This window comes from Variovorax multivorans (assembly GCF_051216835.1).
In the GTDB taxonomy this organism is placed as follows: Bacteria; Pseudomonadota; Gammaproteobacteria; order Burkholderiales; family Burkholderiaceae_C; genus Variovorax.
This window is the reverse complement of sequence record NZ_JBPJZL010000002.1, coordinates 350,518-372,961: the sequence shown is the minus strand read 5'-3', so window position 1 is coordinate 372,961 and position 22,444 is coordinate 350,518. Positions and strand designations below refer to the sequence as shown.

Here is a 22,444-nt window from a genome sequence, read left to right as displayed (position 1 = left end):
TTCGGGGTCAGTGCGGCTTCTTGCCGAGGTAGATCTGCTGGATCAGCGGGTCGCTCATGATGCGGTCCGGCGTGTCCTCCTTGATCACGGCGCCCTGGTGCAGCACGGTGACTTTCCTGGCGATCATGCGGATGAAGTTCATGTCGTGTTCCACCACCACCAGCGCATGCTGGCGGTTGATCTCCAGGATGAGCTCGGCCGTGCGCGCCACCTCGCCGTCGCTCATGCCGGCCGCCGGTTCGTCGAGCAGGATCAGCGGCGGATCGGCCGCGATCACCACGCCGATCTCGACCCACTGCCGCATGCCGTGCGCCAGCAGCCCGGCCGTGACGTCGCGGTAGGCATGCATGCCTACGCGTTCGAGCGTCTCGCGCGTGATGCGGTCGGCCTGCGCGGTGCTGTTCAGGCGCCGCGCCGAGAGCCACACGTTCTCCCACACGCTCAGCCCGTTGAACAGGCTGGGCACCTGGGTCTTGATGCCGATGCCCAGACGGCCTGGGTCGTGCGGCTGCATCTTCGAGATGTCCTGGCCGCGGAACAGGATCTGGCCCGAGGTCGGCTTGACCTGGCCGGTCAGCAGCTTGAAGAAGGTGCTCTTGCCGGCGCCGTTCGGGCCGATCACGCAGCGCAGCTCGGCTTCGGCCAGCGTGAAGTTCACGTCGCGCGTGGCGTGCACGCCGCCGAAGCGCACGTTGAGGTTGCGGGTCTCGATCAGGGGCGTCGTCATGGGGCCGTCTCCGTTGCTGTCAGCGCGTGCGGCGCTTCGACCGGGGCCTTGGGGGCCGCCGCGGGCGAGGCCACCTTCGGGGCATGTGCCGGCGTCTTGCGCAGGCGGCGCCACGCCATGTCGATCAGGTCGCCGAGGGTCGGTACGATGCCGCGCGGCACCAGCAGCACGAAGACCACCAGGATGCCGCCGAGCACCAGGTTGGAATTGAAGGTCTGCTGCGTACCGATCTGCGAGGTGAGCCACTGGATGGCGATGCAGCCGACGATCGGCCCGACCAGTGTGCCCAGGCCGCCGACGATGACCCAGATGATGATCTGCGCCGACTGCCCGAGGCCGAAGATGGTGGGGCTCGTGAATGCACCCCAGTTCGCGAACAGGCAGCCCGCCAGGCCCGCGATGGCGCCGCCCAGCGTGAAGCTGAAGAGCTTGTAGGCGCGCGCGTCGTAGCCCAGCAGCAGCACGCGCTGCTCGTTCTCCTTGGCCGCGACGATCACGCGGCCGATCTTCGAGCTGATCAGCACGCGCAGCCCCAGGTAGACCAGCAGCAGGCAGCTGAAGGTGACGTAAAACAGGTCCTTCGGTGTGAGCACCTCGTCCTGCTGCCCGGGCCAGTTGAGCGTCGGTATCGCCGGGATGCCATTGAAGCCGCCCAGCGGCGCACTGCCGATGCGCCATTCCGGCCCGGCGGTCGAGTTGATCAGGTTGAACAGGATCAGCGTGACGGTGAGGGTGATCACGCCCATGTACACGTCCGACAGGCGGCCGTAGAAGATCACGTAGCCCAGCAGCGCGGCGAACAGCGCGGGGACCACGATCGCGAGCAGGAAGGGCACGGTGCTGTCGCCCATGTTCATCATCGCGATCGCATAGGTGTACGAGCCGAGGCCGAAGAAGGCTGCCTGCCCGAAGCACAGGATGCCGCCGAAGCCCCAGATGAAGGCAAGGCTCACGCCGAGGATCGACATGACGGCGTAGATCGTGACTTCGATCAGCGTGTAGTCGTCCATCACGCCGGGCAGGCCGAAGAGCAGCGCGACGCCCACGGCCAGGCTGACCGCCGCGCTGGCCCAGGACTTGGCAAAACGGTTCACAGCGACCCCTTGAAGAAACGTCCGGTGATGCCTTGCGGCAGCAGCCGCAGCATCACGATCGCGGCCACGAGCAGCGCCACCTCGCCCAGCACAGGCGTGGTCACGAAGGTCGCGAGCTGGTTGATGGCGCCGAAGAGCGTCGATGCACCGATCAGGCCTGCCAGGATGGCCGGCCCGCCGCCGATCACGGTGATGAAGGCCTTGGCCACGAAGGCGGCGCCCATGGTCGGCACCACGCCGGTCAGCGGCGCGAGCAGCCCGCCGGCCAGGCCGGAGAGCGCGGCGCCCACCGCGAAGGTGACCGAGTACACGCGGCTCGGGCTGATGCCGAGTGCGTTCGCCATATCGGGCTTCTGCATGGTGCCGCGCGCGATCAGGCCCAGCTGCGTGCGCGTGAGCACGAAGCGGATCGCCAGCGACAGCGCCACGGCAACCGCGATGATCACCAGCGTGTAGCCGCTGACCGAGTAGGCGCCGATGGAAAAGCTGCCCAGCGGCGCCGAGACGCCGGCCGTGGTATTGCCCGCCACCGAGGTGACGATGCCCACCAGCAGCAGCGACAGCCCCCAGGTGGCCAGCATGGTGTCGACCATGCGGCCGTAGAGGCGGCGAATGACCAGCCGCTCCAGCACCACGCCGACCAGGCCCACCGCGATCGGCGCGACGATGAACATCGCGATCCACAGGTTGATGCCGATCTTGAGCGCCGCGATGACGGCATAGGCACCGAGCATCATGAACTCGCCGTGCGCGAGATTGATGACCTTCATCATCCCGAAGATGACGGCCAGCCCGGCCGAGACGATGACCAGGCTCGCCACCGCGTAGAGCACCTGGATGAGAACGACGAGTGCGAGATCCATGCCGGTGCCTTGCCTTCAGACCTTGATCACGTACTGCTGGTTGTCCTTCGGGTTCTTCACGAGGTTGCAGACCGCGCTGGTGTCCACCGGCTGCTGCTGCTGGAAGGTCTCGACGATGTTGAGCTGCTTGTTTCGCACCTCCGCGATGCTCACGTTCAGCACGCAGTGGTGGGTGGCCGGGTCGAGCGAGACCTTGCCGCTTGGGCCGTCGATGCTGATGCCGGTCTCCAGGGCGGCGATCATCTTCTCGCGGTCGAGCGAACCGGCCTTCTTCACGCCCTCGGCCCAGAGCTTGAAGCCCTGGTAGGTGCCCATCGCGAGTTCGGTGATGTTGGGATAGTCGGCACCGAAGCGCTTGTAGAAGCGCTCCTTGAAGGCCTTGTTCTGCGGCGTGTCGAGGTTCTGGAAGTAGTTGTAGGAGATGAGAAAGCCGTCGGCCTCGGCCTGCGACAGCACGATGTGCTCGTTGCCGCCGGCGAAGGTGGTGGACGCGAGCGGGATCTTCTTCGTCAGGCCCGCGGCCGCCCACTGGCGGTAGAAGGAGATGTGCGCGCCGCCGACCAGCGCCGAGACGATCATGTCGGGCTTGGCCGCCTCGATCTTCGAGATGGTCGGGCCGAAGTTGGTCACGTCGAGCGGGAAGAAGTCGATGGAGGCGACCGAGCCGCCGTTCTCCTGCACGAACTTCTTGACCCATTGCGAGGTGATCTGGCCGTAGTTGTAGTCGGCCGCCACCACGTAGACCTTCTTGCCCCACTTCTTCATCGCGTAGGGAATGAGCTTGGCGACGGTCTGGCCGGGCGTGACGCCGGTGCAGAAGGTGTTGCGGTCGCACACGCCTCCTTCGTACTGCGTGTTGTAGAAGTACAGCGTCTTGTTGCGCGTGAGCACCGGCCGGATCACCTCGCGCGAGGCCGAGGTGATGCCGCCCATCACGACCGTCGACTTGTCCTTCAGCGCCGATTGCTGCGCGAACTGCGCATAGAGCTGCATGTTCGACTGCGGGTCGTAGGTGGCCAGCCTGATCTTCTTGCCCAGCAGGCCGCCGGCGGCGTTCTGCTCTTCGACCGCGAGCGTCATGCAGTCGGCCATCGGCTTGCCGTAGATGTCCAGCCCGCCCGACATGTCGACGATGCTGCCGACGACGATCTCGTCGGCGGCCATGGCTGCCATCGGAAACAGCGGCACCGCAGTGCCCGCCAGGGCAGCGGCCGAAGACTGGATGAAGGAACGACGATCCATGGAACTAACTCCTCGTTGCTCGGCGGGCGCAGCCGCCGCTGTGTTGTTGAGAAAGGCAGGAACAGAAGAAAAGCGGGCGAAAGCGTCAGATGGCTTTCCAGTCGCCGGCCTGCTCGAAGGCATAGGCGGCGCGGTAGATGGTGGCCTCGTCGTAGCAGCGGCCGGTGAGCATCATTCCGACCGGCAGGCCGTCGATCAGCCCGCAGGGCACGCTCATCGAGGGATGGCCGGTGACGTCGAAGGGGCAGGTGTTGGGCAGCACCTCGAAGGCGCGCGTGACCACCTCCTCGATGCTGGCGCCGGGCGCCGGCAGCGGCGTGGCCGTGATCGGCAGCGTGGGCATCAGCAGCAGATCGACATCGGACAGGGCGCTGTCGTAGGCCGCGGTCAGCTGGCGGGCCAGGTTCTGCGCCTTGGCGTAGTAGTGGCCACGGTAGTGCTTGATGAAATACTCGCCAAGCACCATGGTGAGCTTGAGCGTTTCGGAGAGCTCGTCGGCGCGGTGCTTCCAGCCGGCGTGGAAGTCGACCATGCTGGTGACGTAGAGCCCCTTCCAGTTGAAGCCGTGGCCGTTGTCTTTCATCATCTGCTGGGTGGCGCCCTCGGCGGCAATCGGTAGCCAGATCGCCGGGCCGACCGAATGCATGGGGACCGACACCTCGCTGACGATCGCGCCCAGCCGGGTGAACACCTCGGCCGCCTTGCGCACCTTGGCGCCGACGGCGGGGTCAGACTGGGGCCAGCCGAAGCCTTCTTTGACGATGCCGATGCGCAGGCCGCGCACGCCGTCCTTCATGAGCTCGCTGTAGGGCTTGGCGGCCTGGCCCGCATGCTGGCGCGGATCGAGCCCGTCGGGGCCGGCCAGCACTTCGAGCATCAGCGCGTTGTCGGTCACGTTGGCCGTCATCGGGCCGGTGTGGTCGATGGTCAGTTCGATCGGCATCACGCCGGTGTAGGGCACCAGGCCGTGGGTGGCCTTCATGCCGTAGATGCCGCAATAGGACGCCGGCATGCGGATGGAGCCGCCCTGGTCGCCGCCGATCGCCAGGTCGACCTCGCCCGCGGCCACCAGCGCCGCGCTGCCCGACGAGGAGCCTCCGGCCGAGTAGCCCATGCGGTGCGGGTTGTGGACCGGCCCGGAGGCACTGGTGTGCGAGCCGCCCGAGAAGCAGAAGTATTCGCAGACCGACTTGCCCACCACCGTGGCGCCGGCATCGAGCAGCCGGGTGACGACGGTGGCGTCGACGTTCGGCACATAGCCTTCGAGCGTGGAGGCGCCGTTCATCATCGGCACGCCGGCGAGGCAGACGTTGTCCTTGAGCACCACGGTCTTGCCGGCGAGCTTGCCCTCGGCCTTGCCCTTGATCGTGGTCTTGACGTACCAGGCGCCGTACTTGTTTTCTTCGCCCAGGGGGCGGTAGCCGGGCGTGCGCGCATAGCTCACGACAGGCAGGTAGTCGGGCATCGCGTCGACCGCGTCGTAGGCATCGAAGTTGGCCTGCAGCAGCGCGTTGTAGCTGCTGGCCTGCGCTTCGGACAGATGGATGCCCAGGCCCAGGGCAACGTCCTGCAACTGGTCGAGGGTGGGGCGCTTGATGGCCATGAGCGGACTCCGCGTTCTTCGTTGAATGGGCGCCGGCAGCCCCGAAGAGGCGGCCGGATCGGCGTTGCGTCGGCCTTGCCGCACCGTGCGAAACAGCGGGCGCCTACAGGCTCGTCACAGCCCGATTTTGTGTGCCGATATTTTCCAAGTCAAGGATTTTGTTTTCCTTGGAAAATAAAACACAACTGTTTTCCGATCGCTCAAAGTCGCGTGATGACGCGAAACGCATTGCCTTCGGCCCGGGCCAGATAGATCGGCGTGCGGTTCACTCCGCCGCCCTGGTAGCTGGCTTCCCGCGCACTGCGGTAGTGAATCGGCGTGCCGCCCGGGTGTTCCAGGCAGGCCATGGGCTGTCTGCTTCCGGCGAACAGCGCGCCCAGGAAATGCATGCCCTCGTAGGTCGACTGGCCGAAGGTGTTGAGGGTCGGCGCGCGCTCGCCGAAATGTGCGTGGTAGCGCTCCTTGAAGGCCAGGTTGGCCTCCGTGTCGAGCGTGGCGAAGTAGCCGCAGGCCATGTAGAGGTCTTCCGCGTTGTCGGCGCCGATGCCCAGGAGTTCGTTCTCCCCGATGGCGCAGGACAGCCGCAGCATGGCGCGCGACAGGCTCGTGCGGCCGAAGGCCCGGTTGAACTCGATGGCATCCTGTCCGATGAGCGAGAGCAGGACGGCGTCGACGCTGCCCTTGTGGAGCGCGTCGAGCACCTGCGAGAAATCCGTGGTTCCGAAGGGAACGTACATCTCGCCGACCAGCTCGCCGCCGGCTTGCGCGATGTAGCTGCGCGCCATCCGGTGCGAGACGTGCGGCCAGATGTAGTCGTTGCCGACCGCGAACCAGCGCCGCGGGTGCTTGTGGCGGCCCAGCCAGCCGATCGCCGGCTGCAACTGGCGTGCGGCGGTCTCGCCGATCGCGAAGACGCCTGGCGTGGATTCCCCGCCTTCGTACAGCGGCGTATAGACGATCGGGATCTGTCCCCCCACGGCGCGCAGGATGCGATGGCGCACGGCGCTGGTGTGCATGCCGATGATGGCGTCGATGTCGCCGGCCTGCACCAGTTCGGTCAGCGTGGCTTCGATGTCGGCCGAATCGCCCGCGGCATTGACGGTCAGCAGCCGGCATGAGCGGCCCCCGATGCCCGCGTCGCGGTTGAGCTCGGCCTGCGCCAGTTTGGCGCAGGCCAGGGAAGAGGGTGCCCATATGCCGGCCGTGCCGCCCAGCGGCACGCACAGCGCGATGTTGAGTTCCTGGCGCGCAAGCAGGGGCCGCGGCCGTTGCGCGCGGGCCGCAATCCTGTTCGATGAGAGGGCGGGCATGGGACGGGTGACCGGTGCGGAGGATGGAAGGACGGCGACTGGGGGCTGAGCATGCTGCAAAAATCGCGCCAATACTTTCCAAGGCAAACGATTCTGCGTAGACTCGCCCGCATCCGATTCCGACGCAGACCGCCCCGCCGCCCATGCCCGAGCAAGACATTTCCCAGTACCTGGCCTACCTGCTGGCCTCCGCCAACCGGCGCATGCGCATCGGCCTGGCCCAATCCATCGCCGCGGAAGAGGTGACGGAAGAGCACTGGCGCATCCTGCAGGTGCTGGCCGACGAGCAGGGGCGTTCCATGGGCGACCTGGCGGAAACCGTCCTGCTGAACCACCCGGCGCTGACCAAGAACATCGACAAGCTGGTGAGCCGCGGGCTGGTGCAGCGCGCAGCCGACGCCACCGACAGCCGCAGGGTGCTGGTCTACATCAGCGACCTGGGCCTGGAAACGGTCTCGCGCCTGAAGAAAAGCGTGGACGCGCACCACGATGTCATCGAAGAAGCGCTGGGCCCGCGCAAGACCAGCCAGCTCAAGAAGCTGCTCGAGAACTTCATCGACGAGTGCGAAGCGCCCTGACGCAGCGCCCTACAGCGCCGCGGTCACGATGATCTCGACGCGCAGGTCGGGCGCTGCCAGCCTGGCCTCGCAGGTGGCCCGTGTGGGCATGGCATCGGCGGGAATCCACTCTGCCCAGGCGGCGTTCAGGCCGGCGAAATCTCGGTCGATGTCCTGCAGCCAGATCTGCACCGACAACAGGCGCGACTTGTTCGTGCCGACGCTCGCAAGGTAGCCGTCGATCTTGGCGAGGATGTCGGCGGCCTGCGCCTGGGCATCACCGCTGCGGTCGTTCGCAGTGACGCCTGCGACGTAGACCACCGAGTTGTGCACGACGATGCGGGAAAGGCGTGCGTTGGAGTCGTAGCGCTGGATGTCGCTCATGATGGTTGTCCTTGCTGGAGTGGTTGAAAAGTTGCGGCCGCCCGACGCGCGAAGCGGTCGACGGCAAAGGCTTCGATGGGCAGCGTGCTGCGGCCTTCGGTCACGAGCTCGGCAACGATCTGCCCGCCGATCGGCCCGAGCTCGAAGCCGTGCGCAGAAAAGCCGAATGCATGCACGAGGTTCGGCGCCGCGCGGCTCGGGCCGATCACGGGAATACCGTCGGGCATGAAGGCCTCGACGCCGGCCCACGCTCGGTTGACGCCCAGCGGCTTCAGGTGCGGGAACAGGTCGGTCACCGTGCGCGCGCTGCGGGCGAGCTTCGGCATGTCGACGATGCCATGCCGCGCGTCGAGGTCCGCGGTGCAGCGCAGCCCACCGCCGATCAGCACGGTGCCGTTCGCGAACTGCTTGAAGGACAGCGGCCGGCCGGTCGCGCCGAGCACCGGCGTGACGAAGGGCGGTGCACGGTGCGTGATCATGAGCATCAGCCCGCCCCCTTCGACCGGCACCGGGTCACCGGCCTGCGCGGCCAGCGTGCCGGCCCAGGCACCGGCGGCGTTGACCAGATGGGTGGCATCGAAGCTGCCACGCGTGGTTGCCACGTGCCAGCGGCCGGTGCGATGGTCGATGCGTTCGACGCGCGTCTCCTCGTGCACTTCTGCGCCGGCGCGCTGGGATGCCAGCCGGAATGCGGTGACGGCGCGGTACGGCAAGGCATGGCCGTCATCGCGCACCCAGATGCCGCCGACGACGTGCGGCGCAATGGCGGGCACGAGTTCGCGCACCTGTTTGGCGTCGACGAGTTCTTCATGGCCGAAGCCAAGCGAATGCAGACGCGCAACGGTGTCGCGCAGCGTCTGCAGTTCCTCATCGGTCTCGGCAACCTTCAGCTGGCCGCTGGGCGCAAAACCCGCGTCATCGCCGACGAGTTCGGCCAGCCGGTGCCACATTGTTCGCGACGCCAGCGCGAGCGGAATCTCGGCGACGTGGCGCCCGAGGGTTCGCACGCCGCCCGCGTTCACGCCGGAAGCATGGCGGCCACAGAACTCGGCCTCGAGCACGATGACCGCCAGCCCGCGCTGCGCAAGATGCAGCGCGCTCGACAGGCCGTGCAGGCCGCCGCCAACGACGATCACATCCGCCGATCGCTTCATTCCGCGCCCGCGAGTTCGCCCAGCGAGATCGGCTTGATCGGCGGCCGGATGCGGTAGTAGCCCACTTCGGCCGGCGTCACGCCGCGCGCGTCCGCGATCAGCTCGGTCACGGTCAGGCCGCACTGGCGCCCCTGGCACGGGCCCATGCCGCAACGCCCGAAGGCCTTCGCCTGGTTCGGTCCGTCGCAGCCGAGCGCCACGAAATGCCGGATGGCGCCGGCAGCGACTTCCTCGCAACGGCACACGATCACGTCGTCTGCCGGAATGCGGTTGGCCTTCTTGGGCCGGTACAGCGCATCGAGGAAGGGGCGGATGCGCAGGTGCTCGCGCAGCGCCGCGCGAAGCGGCTCGGCAAGCTTGTCGCGCTCCGCGGTCGTGATCCGGCTGAGCCCGTGCATCGCGCCGAGCGCCGCAAGCTCGCCCTGCTGCGCCGCCGCCAGCGCACCACCGATGCCGAGGCCGTCGCCGGCGACGTGGATGCCGGGCACGTCGAGTGCACCCCAGGCATCCGCCTCGGGCCGCCAGCACAGTTGTGCATCGTCCCACGTGTGCCTGGCCCGCAGCGACCAGGTGAATTGCGTGTTCGGCACCACGCCGTGGTGCAACAGAAGGGTCGAGGTTTCGATGCGATGCGCCTTGCCGCCGGCCGTGAAGCGCAGCGCCTCCACGCCGTCATCGCCTTCCGCTGCGAGGTTCTCGGCACCGGTGTGGAAGGGCACACCGGCGCGCTTCAGCACACGCATGAGCGACAGCCCTTTCTTCAGGTAGCGCCAGCCGGCCAGCGCGCCGCCGAGGTGCGAGAGCGCGCGGCGGTAGTCTTCCATCGACGTCGTGTCGACCAGCGCGCGAATGGGCACGCCCGCGCGCACGTACTGCCAGCCGAGCAGGTAGAGCAGCGGTCCGCAGCCCGCGAGCACGACGGGCTCGGCCGGCACCACGTCGGCGCTCTTCAGCAGGATTTGCGCAGCGCCAGCGGTGAGCACGCCCGGCAGCGTCCAGCCCGGGATCGGGAACGGACGCTCCATGGCGCCCGAGCAGAGCACGACGCGTCCGGCCTGCAGCGTTGAGGTCGCGCCGTCGCGCAGGTAATGCACAGCGCCTTCGGGCGTGACCTGCCAGACGGCGGCGTTGGTCAGATGCCGGGCGCCGCTTGCGGCGAAGGCATCGGCGAGCGAGCGGCCGGCGGCGTAGTCCGGCCCGAGCAGGTCGACCCGGCGCGCCGGCGCGTCGGTGATGGCGCGATAGATCTGCCCGCCTGCACCGCGTTGCTCGTCGAGCACGACGACGCTGGCGCCGAGCCGCGCGGCAACGATGGCGGCCGACATGCCGGCCGGTCCGGCGCCGACGATGGCGATGTCGCAACGCTCATTCGACATGCGCGGCCTCTTCGGCAATCACGGCATCGGCGCCGTCGAAGGAACGCAGGCCGGCCTGCGTCTTCACCTGCATGCCCTCGGCCACTGCGACGAGGCAGCTCTGGCGGTTGGGCTGGCCGTCGATCTCGACCAGGCAATCGAAGCACGCGCCCATCATGCAGTAGGGCGCGCGCGGCGCCCCGCTCACGGGCGTGGTGCGAAAGGTCGAGACACCGTTGGCGAGCAGGGCCGCGGCCACGCTGCAGCCGGCCGGCACCTGCAGGGCACGGCCGTCGAAAAACAGGTTGACCATCGGCTCGCCGCGCGGCGAAGCATCTACCGGAACCAGGGAGCGAAAGCGGACGTTAGTGGGCATGTTGGAAGGTCTCGTTGCCGTTGAGGAAGCGGTCACCGCTGAAAGATTCGATGCCGGCCGGTGCGCCGTCCCCGGCACTGCCGGTGATCCACGGCGCGATGGAGAACGCATGGTTGGCGGCCAGCGTCACGCCGCTGTGGCAGGTCACGACGAAAGCGCCGGGACATTGCGTCGATGCCTGGTAGATCGGAAAGCCGTCGGGCGTCATCACCCGCAGCGCGCCCCATGCGCGCACCAGCCGCAGGCTCTCCAGCACCGGAAAGCTGCGCACGCCGCGACGCGCGATGGTGCTCAGTACGTCGGCGGTCGTGCTGTCGTCGAGGCCGACGTCCTCGAGCGAATCGCCGAGCTGGATCGTGCCTTCGTCCGTCTGGCGCACGTAGGTGGTCGGATGGTCCAGAAAGCGGGCGACGCGTTCGCCGACCAGCACCTGGCCCCGGTTGGGCTGCACCGGCGCATGGAGGCCGATCTGCGGCGCCAGCTCGCGGTTGCCGAGGCCGGCCGCGAGCACCACGCGCGGCGCGTGCCATATGGCCGCGCCGGCCTCGATCTCGAAGCCGCCGGCCTGCGGCGTGATCCGCGTCGCCCGGCTGCCTTGCGCGAAGCGCACGCCGTGATGGCGGCAGGCCGCGTGCAGTGCCCGCAGCAGCTTCAGCGGATTGGCGTGGCCGTCCATCCGCGTGTAGCTCGCGCCCGCGACCGCGGGCCCGATGCCGGGCAGCCGTGCCTTGAGCGATGCGTGGTCCAGCATCTCGAAGGCGTAGTTGCCGTCGAGCGCGTCGCTGATGCTGCGCATGCGCGCTTCGCGTGCCTGCATCTCCTCGTCGGAAAAGCAGAAATGGAATCCACCAGGCTGGCGCAGTTGCACGTCGATGCCGGTGTCGGCGTTCAGTGCCTCGGCGAGCTGCGGCCATCGCGCGGCCGACCTCATCGTCCAGCGCGCATACGGCGTCATGCCGAAGCCCTTGCCCTGGACCCATACGAGTCCGAAGTTGCCGCGCGACGCACGAAAGGCATCGTCGCCCTCGTCGAGGACGGTCACGCGAGTGCCGTTGCGCGCCGCGCCGTAGGCCAGCGCGGTGCCGACCAGGCCGCCGCCGACGACGATCAAATCACTTGTGTTCATGGAATGCAGAAAAAGAAATGCCCGGATGCGAGCAGATGGGCAGAGATGGGCAGAGGCGGGCAGGGCGCGCTCAGCCCTTGCCGATCAGCACGCGGTCGAGGCCGACGAGGCGGTCGAGCAGCACCATCAGCACCACCGTGCCGGCGATGAGCACGGTCGATACCGACGCCACCAGCGGGTCGATGGTCTGCGCGATCTGGTTGTACATGGCGACCGGCAGAGTCGTGGTGCCCGGCGTGGCGACGAACACCGTCATGGTGAGCTCGTCGAAGCTCTGGATGAAGGCGAGCATCCAGCCGCCGACCACGCCCGGCAGGATCAGCGGCAGCACGATGCGGCGGAACGCGGTCATGCGGTTCGCGCCGAGCGAGAGCGCGGCCTTCTCTGCATCGCGATCGAGGCCCGTGGCCGAGGCCAGCACCAGCCGCAGTGCGTAGGGCATGACCACCACCACGTGCGTCAGCGCGAGCCACGCGAACGACCCCGACACGCCCACCGTGGTGAAGAAGCGCAGGAACGCCACGCCCAGCACCACATGCGGAATCATCAGCGGCGACATGAAGAAGGCCGCGAGCACGCCGCGCCCCGGAAAGCGGTAGCGCACCAGCGCCAGCGCGGCCGGCACTGCCAGCACCACGGCGACGGTCGCGCTCGCAAGGCCGAGCCAGAGCGAGATCCAGAACGCGTTGACCAGCTCGGTGGCGCCGCCGATGGCGCGGAACCAGCGCAGCGAGAAGCCGTCGGTCGGCAGCGAGATATAGCCCTTGCCGGTGAACGACACCAGCACCACCACGACCAGCGGTGCCAGGATGAAGGCGATGAAGATCGCGTGGTAGACGAGGGAGAGCAGTCCGTTCTTGCGCATGTCGTGCCTCTTTTTCTCAGCCTTCGAAGACCTGCGCGTAGCGCCGCTCGAGCCAGCGGTTGAAGCCCGCGATGACGATGACGTTGGCCACCAGGAGCAGGATCGCGATCGACGCGCCCAGCGGCCAGTTCAGCGTGCTCAGGAACTCGTCGTACGCGGCCGTGGCCACCACCTTGAGCCGGCGCCCGCCAAGAATGGCCGGCGTGGCGAAGGCCGAGGCCGCCAGCGCGAACACGATGATCCCGCCCGACAGGATGCCTGGCAGGATCTGCGGCAGGATGACCCGGCGAAACACCGTGAAAGGCGCCGCGCCGAAGGAGAGCCCTGCGTTCTCGACCTGCGGATCGAGCTTCTGCAGCGAGGCCCACACCGAGATCACCATGAACGGCATCAGCACGTGCGTGAGCGCGATGACCACCCCGGTCATCGTGAACAGCAGGCGTACCGGTTCGTCCGTGAGGCCGAGCGCCCGCAGGCCCGCATTGATGAGCCCGTTGTTGCCCATGAGGATGGCCCAGCCCAGCGTGCGGACCACGACCGAGACCAGCAGCGGCCCAAGAATGACGATCAGGAAGATGCCCCGCCACGGCGCCTTCATGCGCGACAGGATGATGGTTTCCGGCACGCCGAACAGCACCGACAGCAGCGTGACCGCGAGCGCCAGGCCGGCCGTGCGCAGGAAGATCTCGTAGTAGTACGGGTCCGAGAAAACCTCGAGGTAGTTGCGAGCAGTGAAGTCCGGCAGCACACCGCGCGTGCCGTCGAACGAATGGAATGACAACACCGCGGTGAGCGCGAGCGGAATCACCAGCAGCCCGAGAAACAGCAGCAGCGCGGGCGCGCTGAGGAACCAGGGCGCAGAACCCGCGCGCGGCCCGGAGGCTGCCTCAGCCATTCGCGGCCTCCGTGTCGAGCAGGCGCAGGTCGTCGTCCAGCCAGTGCAGCGCGACGGCTTCGCCTTCGGCCGGTGGCACCGCGCCGATGTTGGGATGGCTTACGCGCATCGGCCCGAGCGCGCTGTCGACCTCGACCAGCCAGTGGTTGCCCAGGAAGAGCCTCGTGCGGATGGTGGCCGGAATGCCGTTCGCGGCCGAGGCCGGCGCAAGCTGCACCTTCTCGGGCCGAACATAGACGTTGACCTCGCGCGCAAGCGGCTTTTCCTGATGCGGCACGTGCAGCAGCGAATCGCCGACGCGTACCTCGCAGCAGCGCATGTTGCGGGCTTCGACGATGCCCTTCAGCACGTTCGTCTTGCCGAGGAAGGACGAGGCGAATGCGGATTCGGGTCGCTCGTACGCCTCGTAGGGCGTGGCGAGCTGCACGATGCGCCCGCCGTGCATGACCGCGATGCGGTCGCTCATGGTCATGGCCTCGACCTGGTCGTGCGTGACCAGGATCGTGGTGATGCCAAGCTGCCGCTGGATGCCGCGCAGCTCGACGTGCATGTCCTCGCGCAGCTTCGCGTCGAGGTTCGACATCGGCTCGTCGAGCAGCAGCACCTCGGGGCGCACCGCCAGCGCACGGGCGATGGCAACGCGTTGCCGCTGGCCGCCCGAGAGTTCCTTTGGATAGCGCTTGCCCAGGCCCGGCAGCCGCACGAGCTCGAGCGTCTCGTCGATGCGTTTCAACTTCTCGGCACCACGCATGCCGCGCATCTCGAGGCCGAAGCCGATGTTGTCGGCCACGGTCATGTGCGGAAACAGCGCATAGCTCTGGAACACCACACCCATGCCGCGCTTCTCCGGCCGCATGGCCGTGATGTCGACGCCGTTCAGGCGGATGCGTCCGCGCGTCGGCTCGACGAAGCCCGCCACCATCTGCAGGGTGGTGGTCTTGCCGCAGCCCGAGGGGCCGAGCAGCGAGATGAACTCGCCGCGCTCGACGTCCAGGCTCAGGCTCTCCACGGCGCGAAAGTCGCCGAAGGTCTTGCCGAGTTGATCGAGTTGAAGGAAGGTCATGCGCTGCTCAGCGTTCGACGGTGCGGTTCCAGCGGTTGGTCCACTCGGCGCGCTTCTCGTTGACGAGCGTCCAGTCGGTGGGCAGCAGCTTGTCCATCTGCTCCTTGCCGTACGGCACCTTGGCCGCGACCGCCGGTGCCAGCTTGGTGGTCGAGTTGGCCGGGCCCCAGCCCTGCGTGTCGGCGAGGATGGCCTGCACTTCAGGCGTCAGCAGGTAGTTGACGAAGGCCTGCGAGAGCGCCGGGGCCGTGTTCTGCGCCACCGGGCAGGCAGCTATCAGCAGGGCCGGCGCGCCTTCCTTCGGAATCACGAACTGCACCGGGAAGCCCGTGTCCTTCAGCGCCTGCACGCGGCCGCTGCCCCACACGGCCAGCATGATGTCGTTGTTCTGGAACAGCTCCGTCATCTTGCCCGGCGACGGTTCCCACGCCAGCACGTTGGGCCCGACTTCACGTGCCATTGCCGTGAAGCCCGGGTCGATGTTCTTGTCGCCGCCCTTGCGCAGCTTGGCGAAGGTCAGCAGCGTCTGCAGGCCGTAGGTGTTGCTGATCGGCGGGATCGCGACCTTCTGCTTGAAGCGCTTGTCGGTGAGCACCTCCCACGAATCCGGCGGAGGCAGGTTCGCCTTCTTGAAGGCTTCGGTGTTGTAGGCGATGCCGGCGGCGACGATGCCCACGCCGACTGCGCTGTCGGTCATGCGTGCGACGGGGTACAGGTCTTTCAGTACCGGCTGGTTGCCCAGCTTGTCGCAGAAGCCGAACTGCACGGCCTGGTACATCGGGCCGTCGTCGAGCAGCACGACGTTGAGTTCCTGCTTGCCCTTTTGTGCCTGCAGCTTGGCCAGTGTGTCGGTCGAGTTGCCCGACACGTAGACGATCCTGGCGTTGTGCTTGGCCTCGAACGCGGGGATCAGTTTCTCCTTGAAGGCCTTCTCGGTCGAGCCGCCGTAGGAGCCAACGTAGAGCGTGGTCGGCTGCTGGGCCGATGCGGTGGTCGCAGCGGTCAGGGCGCAGAAGGCCAGCACGGTGGACAGCGCCGCATTCACGGCCGCGGAAACGGGACGAAGCATCATGGGATTTCCTTTGTTGCGCACCAAAAAGTCCGGGTTTTCCCTATCGTGATGCGTTTCTCTTATGGCGCACCAGAATGGGTTCTGCAGTTCGTTTCACTCGAAGAACGCAGATTAACGATGCGTTCGTTCGCTGAACAATCGTTTTTTTTCGGAAGGCCATAACATTCATGTATGGAGTGCCAGACATGAAGATTCGTCAATTGGAGGCCTTTCGCGCCGTGATGCTGTGGCAAACGGTGACACGCGCGGCCGAGTCGCTGCACGTGTCGCAGCCCGCCGTCACGCGGTTGATTGCCGACCTGGAGGAAAGCGTGGGCTTCCCGCTCTTTTTGCGTGTGCGGGGGCGCCTGCAACCCACCGCGGAGGCCGAGGCGCTGAACGAGGAGGTCGAGCGCTCGCTGCTCGGCATGGAGCGCATTGCGCGAACCGCCGAGGAGATCCGGTCGCTGCAGCGCGGCGCGCTGCGCATTGCCGCCGCGCCGGCACTGGCGCTGTCTTTCCTGCCGCGCGCAATTGCGGGCTTCCTGGCCGAGCACAACGACATCCGGGTGTCACTCGCCAACCATTCCTCGCGCACGGTGGTGGACCTGGTGGTGGGCGAGCGCTGCGACGTCGGATTCGTCATCCTGCCGGTAAGCCATTCGAGCACGCACGGTGAGCGGCTGATCGCGACCCGGATGGTCTGCGTGATGCGCAGCGATCACCGGCTCGCGAAGAAAAAGGTGATCCGCCCTCCGGATCTGGCCGGCGAGCACTTCGTCTCGCATCCGCATGTGATCGAATCGCGGCTGCACGTCGACGCGCTCTTCGCGTCCTACGGCATCGAGCGCAAGCTGCAGGTCGAGACACAGGTGTCGGCCGGCGTTTGCGCCATGGTGGCTGCCGGCCTCGGCGTGTCGCTGGTGGACCCGATCACCGCGCTGGAGCACGCCGGCCAGGGCCTGAGCTTCCTGCCCTTCGAGCCGGAAATGGTGACGGATTTTTCCGTGCTCACGCCGGTGCGGCGGAGCTCGTCATTGCTGGTGAGCGCCTTCGTCGATCACGTGCGCAAGTTCGCCGTGGCGCAGCTCGACCCGAGATTCGTCAGCCCCTGACTTTTGTCCCAGACTCGGGTAGCGCAGCCTCCACGGCCAGCGCCACCGCCGCGAGCCGCGCGTCGTCGCCGCGCACCGAGGCCAGCATCAACCCCACCGGCAGTTCGCCCGGTGCATGGCACGGCAGGCTGAAGGCGCAGCCGTCGAGCAGGTTGATTGCGAAGGTGTTGCGCAGCAGCAGGCCGTTGGCCCTGAAGAAGGCCGCGTCTTCCGCCAGCGCCGCAATGGGCGGCGCGACGATCGGCACGGTCGGGCACACGAGGGCGTCGAAGCCTTCGATGGCGCGCTCGACGCGGCCGATCCAGTCGCGCCGGCGGTCCTGCATGGCGATGTAGTCGGCGGCGCGCACTTCAGTGCCGAGCGCGATGCGGGCGGCCACGCGCGAATCGAAGCCGCTGCGCTTTGCGGCGAAGCGCTCGCGGTGCACCGCAGAGGCCTCGACCGGCGAGAAGCCGCCGGGCGCGTTGACGGTCGCGATCTCGGCGAGTTCGGCCAGCGTGATGTCCACGATCTGCGCACCTGCGGCCGAGAGGGCCTGCAGCGCGCGGTCGAAGGCGCGAGCCACGGCGGGCTCGATGTCGTCGAACATCATCGTGCGCGGCACGGCAAGGCGCATGCCCTGCAACGGGCGGCGGCGCACCGCGAGCGCGGCATCGGCAATGGCTGCGTCGGCAATCAGGCAGTCTTCCACGCTGCGGGCCATGGCGCAGACCGTGTCTAGCGAGCGCGCCAGTTCGAAGGCACCCGTGCGCGGCACGCGCGACTGCGTGCTCTTGAAGCCCACGAGTCCGCACAGCGCGGCGGGAATGCGGATGGAGCCGCCCGTGTCCGAGCCCAGCCCCGCGACAGCGAGGCCGAGCGCCACCGACACCGCAGCGCCCGACGACGAACCGCCCGGAATGCGCGCCGTGGCCGCGTCGGCCGGATTGCGCGGCGTGCCGTAGTGCGGGTTGATGCCCACGCCCGAGAACGCGAACTCGGTCATGTTGGTCTTGCCGACGATGGCAGCGCCTTGCGTGCGCAGCCGCGTCACGGCGACTGCATCGTGCGTGGCCGGCGGCTCGCCTGCGCAGACGGCAGAGCCGGCCATGGTGGTCTCGCCGGCCACGTCGTAGAGGTCCTTGACCGACACGGGCAGGCCGGCGAGTGGGCCGAGTTCGACGCCGGCCTTTTGCGCGGCATCGGCATGGCGCGCTGCGGCGCGAGCCGCATCGGCGTAGAGCCGCGTGAAGACGTGCTCGGCGGCGGGTTGCGTGGCCGCTTCGAGCACCTGTTCGATCAGCGCCTCGTGCGAAAGCTCGCCGCGCGCGATGCGTTCGCGCAGGGCTGCGATGGTGAAACTGCTCTTCATCACGCCACCACCGGCAGTGCTTCCACCGCATAGCGATGCACGATGCGGCGCCGCAGCTTCGGGTCGTGCAGTTCGATTTCCATCTGCCCGGCGGGCCGGATGCCTTCGCCCTTCGCGTTGGGCAGTGCGCCCAGCGTGCCGCAGGTCATGAACAGGCCTTCGGGTGCGCTGCCGGCGCCGGGCATGCCGTCGCGCAGTGCGGCCAGCGGTCGGATCGATGCGAGCGTGCCGCGCTGGTAGTCGGTCCAGCGGCCGTCCTCGAAGATGCGCGAGCGCAGCTCGAGTGTGTCCTGGTGCGCCTGCACGTCGCGCCAGCGCCATGCGGTCTCGGCAACGGGCTTGGCGCACATCTGCTTCGACACGGCAACCGAGTAGCTCTCTACATGCCGGTCGGTGTGGTCAGAGGCCACGCTCAGCCACCACTCGCCCTGCGAGAAGAAGAACACGGGCTCGGCCTCGCCGGAGCTCTGGTCACCCAGCGCCTCGATGGCTGGCGATTGCGTCAACAGCTGGGCCGCGACGCGGTAGTACAGCGGCACGCTCGAAGGGCGCGGCACGCCGAGCTCCGCCAGTTCTTCGATGTGGTGCTCGATGGCCGCGATGTCGCGGCCTGTCCAGCCCGCCACCACCAACGCGCGGGGCGCGACGCTGTGCAGGGCGGTGGAGCGCGTGCCGTCTTCGGAAATGCTCTCGCAGGCGAAGCGCAGGGAATGATGCATGTTCGTCGTCATCAGTTCTCCAGCGGGCGCTTGGCGGTTTCGCGGGCCACCACGAGGGCGATCAGCGTCAGGCCCAGCGCGGCCACCACGTACAGCGACACGGCTACCGTGGTGCCCCACGACTTGAACAGGCTCGCGATGATCAGCGGCGCAAAGCCGCCGCCTACGATGCCGGCCAGCGTGTAGGCCAGCGAGGCGCCTGCATAGCGCACGCGGCCGGGGAACTGCTCGGTCACGAAGGCGGCCTGCGGGCCGTACATCATTGCGTGGATCAAGAGGCCCACCACCACCGCCGCGCAGATGGCGACCGGTTGCGCGCTGTCCATCAGCACGAAGAACACGAAGGCCCACACCATGCCCAGCAGCGCGCCGGCAATGTAGACCGGCCGGCGGCCGATGCGGTCAGACAGGCTGCCGAACCACGGCACCGCAATCGCGTTGCAGGCCGCGCCGATCATCGTTGCGGTGAGCGCCAGCGGCCGCGACAGGTGCAGCACCGTCGTCACGTAGGTCAGCGTGAACACCACCACCAGCGCGTACAGCACGTCGGAGCCGATGCGCGAGCCGCCGGCCACCAGCAGGCTGCGCCAGTGCTGGGTGAACACTTCCTTGATGGGGGTCTTGGCGGTGGCCTTCTTCTCTTCCATCTCGCGGAACACGGGCGTCTCGTCCACACCGCGGCGCAGCCACAGGCCGAACAGCACCAGCGCGACGCTGGAGATCAGCGGCAGGCGCCAGCCCCAGGCCTGGAACTCTTCCGGGCTCAGCCAGGCCGACACGATGGCGATGAAGCCGGTGCCGATCAGCGTGCCGCACGACGGACCGACCTGCGTGAAAGAGGCATTGCGGCCGCGCTCGTCGGGTTTGCCGTGCTCCATCGACAGCAGCACCGCGCCGGCCCATTCGCCGCCGAGCGCCACGCCCTGCACGAAGCGCAGCGCCACCAGTGCCACCGGCGCCCAGATGCCCCACGTTGCATAGGTGGGCAGCAGGCCCATCAGGCCCGTGGACACACCCATGATGACCAGCGTGGCCACCAGCACGAAGCGCCGGCCCAGCCGGTCGCCGAGGTGGCCGAACACCATGCCGCCCAGCGGGCGCGAGATGTAGCCGACCGCATAGGTCGAGAACGCGAGGATGGTGCCGGTGAGCGGGTCGAACGACGGGAAGAACACCGCGTTGAAGACCAGCGCGGCCATGATGTTGTAGACGGTGAAGTCGTACCACTCCAGCGTGGTGCCGATGGAGCTGGCCATGGCCAGGCGGCCCATCTTCGCGGACCCGGAACTGGAACCGGGTGTGGGCGGCGTGGCTGCGGTGGTCGCAGCGGGGAGAACATGTTCGGTCATTGAAATACCTTTGTTCAGGAAAGAGATGGAAGTCGGGTCAGCCCAGCTCGGCCGCGCTCAGCTTCCAGCCGAGAGCGAGCAGCCAGCCGGTGGCGGGATCGGCATCGAAAGCGGTGGCGGCCGTGGCACGCGCGGTGCGCGCGGCGTCGGCGCTGCTGGTCTCGATCACCAGCAGCGGCTGCAGCACGCGGCCTTCGGTGGATTCGCGCGGCAGCGGCGTGCTGAGCGCGGTGTCGGGTACGAGCAGGTATGACTGCACGAAGCCTGCCTGCTCTTTCTTCAGCTGAAGGCCGGTGCGGGCGGCGCTTGCCACCAGCGCTTCGGCATCGGCGGCCACCGGCAGGGGCAGCACGACCACGTGGCTACCGCTACCGAAGCCTGTGACGGCGCGCACGGCGCAGACGCGACGGATCGGCTGGCGCATACGGTCGAGGTTGGCGATGGACCACGGCGTCTGCTTCTCGAACGCGGCGCGGTAGCCGGGCGAACCGAACACCGCCAGCGATTCGGTGCGGTACAGCCCGAGGTACTTGCGGCCACCCTCGAGCGAGAAGTAGCGCGCGCCCGAGAGAAAGCCGGGGATGCGCACGCGTTCTTCGACGTGCTCCTGGTCGTACCAGCGGTTGAAGTCGGCATCGTCGGCCGGCTCGACATCGGAAGCGACGAACAGCAGGCCGTTCGCGTTCGCTGCGGGGAAAGAAAGGTCAGGTGTGTTCATGGCGGCGGAAGAGCAGGCGGGCCTTCGAAAAATGAAGGCGCGATCTTCCGTCGCGGGGGCGAACTGTCACAAACGAGTTTTTCTGGGCTGCAGCCACAAGAATTACTGGCCCCTTTTCGGGGCTGAAATGCGCTGTTTTGAGGGTTAACCCTCTGCCGATGCGCTCCAGGTTGGTGCGATTGCCGACGTGGTGAACTGGTCGGAAGCCCGGCACGCCAGCTCGGCCACGAGCCGGATGGCGTCGGAGTCGGCGGCTTCGAGGTGGCTCACCACGATGCGCTGGGGCGAGATGAGCGCATCGCACTCGATGATCCGCACGTCGCCGATGGCCACATATTCATAGCAGGGCGGCAGCGGCACCATTGCGTTGCCGAAGCCCGCCTTCACCAGTCGCGCCAAGGCAGAGATCGAGCTCACGCAGTGCACCTTGCCCAGCGGAATGCCCGCCGCGCGAAACAGGTTCTTCAGCGCTTCGTGCGGCTGCGAGCCGGGGCTCATCGTGAGCACGGGCTGGCGCAGCAACTGCTCGACGGTCTGCGTGGGCTCGGCGCCGGGTGGCCCGACCCAGCCCATGGGCATCGGCAGGCAGGGGGTGCTCACGATGCCCGCGCCGGCGATGTGGTCGGTCTGCAGCGCGATGTCGAGCGCGCCCTCGCGCAGGCCGCGGTGCAGGGCCAGCGTGGTCTCGGAGGTCAGCTGCACCTCGATGCCCGGGTAGGTGGAGCGCAGGTTGGTGAGAAAGCCCAGCAGCCACGTGTGGACGACGGTCTCGATGGCGCCGATGCGCACCAGACCTAGGATGTCGCCGCGCGGACGGCCGAGCGAGACGATCTCGCGGCGCAGCTCGAGCAGCCGCTCGCCGTAGTCCATCAGCCGCACGCCCACCGGCGTGAGCCGCAACTCGCGTGCATCGCGTTCGAACAGGCGCGCGCCGATGTCTTCTTCGAGGGAGGCCACGCGGTTGGACACCGCCGCCTGCGTGATGTGGAGCCGGTCGCTCGCCGCGCGGAAGCTGCCGAGCCGTGCGGCCCAGAGAAAGGCTTCTACAAATCGTGTGTTCATGGGGGCACCTGCGGGCATTTTGCCGGTGTTCGTGCCCCGGGGCGCCTCAGCCTCCCATCGAATAGAAGAACTCTTCTCGCACGATGGCCCCGTCCTTCACGGTGTAGAGGCCTGCTTCTTCCATCTGGAAGCGCTGGCCCGTGGGCTTCATGGTCACGTCGAAATCGAAGCCGACGATGAAGCGGTCGTCATGCGGCCAGGGGCCGGTGATCTTGAACGAATGCACTTCGTGGTTGTCGCTCCACCACTTGCCCTTGGCCTCGATGGCCGCCAGGCCGACGGCTTCGCGCTGCTGCCCGGACGGGGCGCCCGCCTCGACGCTCACCGCGTCATCGGCGTAGAGCGATTTCGCGTCCTCGAACTTTCCTTCTCTGCACAGCGCGACGAGCTTGTTCGCGATTTCGAGCGTGGTCATGGTTGTCTCCTGAGGAAGGGGGGAGTGGGAAGGCAGTTTAGGCCGATGGG

Annotated in this window: 23 protein-coding genes; 2 read left to right on the top strand and 21 right to left on the bottom strand. The window is 67.6% G+C overall.

From position 1 onward, the window contains the following. Positions 1 to 7: 7 nt before the first annotated feature. The 6 genes from ACSFCA_RS05300 to ACSFCA_RS05275 form a co-directional block, all read right to left on the bottom strand. Positions 8 to 727: an ATP-binding cassette domain-containing protein gene (locus ACSFCA_RS05300; RefSeq protein WP_258350764.1), complete on the bottom strand. Its 720-nt coding sequence runs from the start codon at positions 725 to 727 to the stop codon at positions 8 to 10. Continuing rightward, positions 724 to 1,821: a branched-chain amino acid ABC transporter permease gene (locus ACSFCA_RS05295; RefSeq protein WP_435458852.1), complete on the bottom strand. Its 1,098-nt coding sequence runs from the start codon at positions 1,819 to 1,821 to the stop codon at positions 724 to 726. The genes ACSFCA_RS05300 and ACSFCA_RS05295 overlap by 4 nt, the downstream gene beginning before the upstream one ends. Next, positions 1,818 to 2,684, bottom strand: a complete 867-nt coding sequence (locus ACSFCA_RS05290) for a branched-chain amino acid ABC transporter permease (RefSeq protein WP_435458851.1) — start codon at positions 2,682 to 2,684, stop codon at positions 1,818 to 1,820. Before ACSFCA_RS05290 ends, ACSFCA_RS05295 begins: the two co-directional genes overlap by 4 nt. A gap of 15 nt (positions 2,685 to 2,699) precedes the next feature. Beyond that, the gene (locus ACSFCA_RS05285; protein ID WP_435458850.1) at positions 2,700 to 3,926 is read right to left on the bottom strand and encodes an urea ABC transporter substrate-binding protein; all 1,227 of its coding nucleotides are present in this window, start codon (positions 3,924 to 3,926) and stop codon (positions 2,700 to 2,702) included. An 85-nt stretch (positions 3,927 to 4,011) separates the two neighbouring features. Further along, the gene (locus tag ACSFCA_RS05280; protein ID WP_093075653.1) at positions 4,012 to 5,529 is read right to left on the bottom strand and encodes an amidase; all 1,518 of its coding nucleotides are present in this window, start codon (positions 5,527 to 5,529) and stop codon (positions 4,012 to 4,014) included. 200 nt (positions 5,530 to 5,729) lie between these two features. Further along, a complete protein-coding gene (locus ACSFCA_RS05275; RefSeq protein ID WP_435458849.1) occupies positions 5,730 to 6,839 on the bottom strand; it encodes a substrate-binding domain-containing protein in 1,110 nt (369 codons plus the stop codon). A 143-nt stretch (positions 6,840 to 6,982) separates the two neighbouring features. Between ACSFCA_RS05275 and ACSFCA_RS05270 the strand changes: the two genes are divergently transcribed. Then, a complete protein-coding gene (locus ACSFCA_RS05270) occupies positions 6,983 to 7,417 on the top strand; it encodes a MarR family winged helix-turn-helix transcriptional regulator (RefSeq protein WP_093049237.1) in 435 nt (144 codons plus the stop codon). A gap of 9 nt (positions 7,418 to 7,426) precedes the next feature. Here the strand turns inward: ACSFCA_RS05270 and ACSFCA_RS05265 are convergent, their stop codons facing one another. The 9 genes from ACSFCA_RS05265 to ACSFCA_RS05225 form a co-directional block, all read right to left on the bottom strand. Continuing rightward, complete coding sequence (locus tag ACSFCA_RS05265) at positions 7,427 to 7,780, bottom strand: RidA family protein (RefSeq protein ID WP_093049240.1); 354 nt, start codon at positions 7,778 to 7,780, stop codon at positions 7,427 to 7,429. Beyond that, positions 7,777 to 8,934, bottom strand: coding sequence for an NAD(P)/FAD-dependent oxidoreductase (locus ACSFCA_RS05260; protein WP_435458848.1), 1,158 nt, complete (start codon positions 8,932 to 8,934; stop codon positions 7,777 to 7,779). Before ACSFCA_RS05260 ends, ACSFCA_RS05265 begins: the two co-directional genes overlap by 4 nt. Next, positions 8,931 to 10,310, bottom strand: a complete 1,380-nt coding sequence (locus ACSFCA_RS05255) for an FAD-dependent oxidoreductase (protein WP_435458847.1) — start codon at positions 10,308 to 10,310, stop codon at positions 8,931 to 8,933. The genes ACSFCA_RS05260 and ACSFCA_RS05255 overlap by 4 nt, the downstream gene beginning before the upstream one ends. Then, on the bottom strand, positions 10,300 to 10,665 hold the full coding sequence (locus ACSFCA_RS05250; RefSeq protein ID WP_435458846.1) for a (2Fe-2S)-binding protein: 366 nt from the start codon (positions 10,663 to 10,665) through the stop codon (positions 10,300 to 10,302). The genes ACSFCA_RS05255 and ACSFCA_RS05250 overlap by 11 nt, the downstream gene beginning before the upstream one ends. Further along, positions 10,655 to 11,791 (bottom strand): NAD(P)/FAD-dependent oxidoreductase, encoded by a 1,137-nt coding sequence (locus ACSFCA_RS05245; protein WP_435458845.1) that lies wholly within the window; start codon positions 11,789 to 11,791, stop codon positions 10,655 to 10,657. Before ACSFCA_RS05245 ends, ACSFCA_RS05250 begins: the two co-directional genes overlap by 11 nt. Positions 11,792 to 11,861: 70 nt before the next feature. Continuing rightward, positions 11,862 to 12,656, bottom strand: a complete 795-nt coding sequence (locus ACSFCA_RS05240) for an ABC transporter permease (protein ID WP_093049254.1) — start codon at positions 12,654 to 12,656, stop codon at positions 11,862 to 11,864. Positions 12,657 to 12,672: 16 nt separating this feature from the next. Beyond that, positions 12,673 to 13,551, bottom strand: a complete 879-nt coding sequence (locus ACSFCA_RS05235; RefSeq protein ID WP_435458844.1) for an ABC transporter permease — start codon at positions 13,549 to 13,551, stop codon at positions 12,673 to 12,675. Next, on the bottom strand, positions 13,544 to 14,614 hold the full coding sequence (locus ACSFCA_RS05230; protein ID WP_435458843.1) for an ABC transporter ATP-binding protein: 1,071 nt from the start codon (positions 14,612 to 14,614) through the stop codon (positions 13,544 to 13,546). Before ACSFCA_RS05230 ends, ACSFCA_RS05235 begins: the two co-directional genes overlap by 8 nt. A gap of 7 nt (positions 14,615 to 14,621) precedes the next feature. Next, positions 14,622 to 15,683, bottom strand: coding sequence for an ABC transporter substrate-binding protein (locus ACSFCA_RS05225; RefSeq protein WP_258355345.1), 1,062 nt, complete (start codon positions 15,681 to 15,683; stop codon positions 14,622 to 14,624). 188 nt (positions 15,684 to 15,871) lie between these two features. Here ACSFCA_RS05225 and ACSFCA_RS05220 point away from each other — a divergent pair, with 188 nt between their 5' ends. Then, positions 15,872 to 16,780, top strand: coding sequence for a LysR substrate-binding domain-containing protein (locus ACSFCA_RS05220; RefSeq protein WP_093075645.1), 909 nt, complete (start codon positions 15,872 to 15,874; stop codon positions 16,778 to 16,780). Here ACSFCA_RS05220 and ACSFCA_RS05215 read toward each other — a convergent pair. The 6 genes from ACSFCA_RS05215 to ACSFCA_RS05190 all read right to left on the bottom strand — a co-directional run bounded on the left by ACSFCA_RS05215 (position 16,770) and on the right by ACSFCA_RS05190 (position 22,394). Beyond that, positions 16,770 to 18,131, bottom strand: a complete 1,362-nt coding sequence (locus ACSFCA_RS05215) for an amidase (RefSeq protein WP_435458842.1) — start codon at positions 18,129 to 18,131, stop codon at positions 16,770 to 16,772. The two genes, ACSFCA_RS05220 and ACSFCA_RS05215, sit on opposite strands and share 11 nt — an antisense overlap. Next, positions 18,131 to 18,862, bottom strand: a complete 732-nt coding sequence (locus tag ACSFCA_RS05210; RefSeq protein WP_258350751.1) for a DUF2848 domain-containing protein — start codon at positions 18,860 to 18,862, stop codon at positions 18,131 to 18,133. Before ACSFCA_RS05210 ends, ACSFCA_RS05215 begins: the two co-directional genes overlap by 1 nt. Beyond that, positions 18,862 to 20,199: an MFS transporter gene (locus tag ACSFCA_RS05205; protein WP_258350750.1), complete on the bottom strand. Its 1,338-nt coding sequence runs from the start codon at positions 20,197 to 20,199 to the stop codon at positions 18,862 to 18,864. Before ACSFCA_RS05205 ends, ACSFCA_RS05210 begins: the two co-directional genes overlap by 1 nt. Positions 20,200 to 20,236: 37 nt before the next feature. Next, entirely contained in the window at positions 20,237 to 20,917 is a 681-nt protein-coding gene (locus ACSFCA_RS05200; protein ID WP_258350749.1) for a DUF4286 family protein, read from the bottom strand. Positions 20,918 to 21,061: 144 nt separating this feature from the next. Next, complete coding sequence (locus ACSFCA_RS05195) at positions 21,062 to 21,979, bottom strand: LysR family transcriptional regulator (protein ID WP_258350748.1); 918 nt, start codon at positions 21,977 to 21,979, stop codon at positions 21,062 to 21,064. A 46-nt stretch (positions 21,980 to 22,025) separates the two neighbouring features. Further along, positions 22,026 to 22,394: a SnoaL-like domain-containing protein gene (locus tag ACSFCA_RS05190; protein ID WP_435458841.1), complete on the bottom strand. Its 369-nt coding sequence runs from the start codon at positions 22,392 to 22,394 to the stop codon at positions 22,026 to 22,028. Between the last annotated feature and the right edge of the window lie 50 nt (positions 22,395 to 22,444).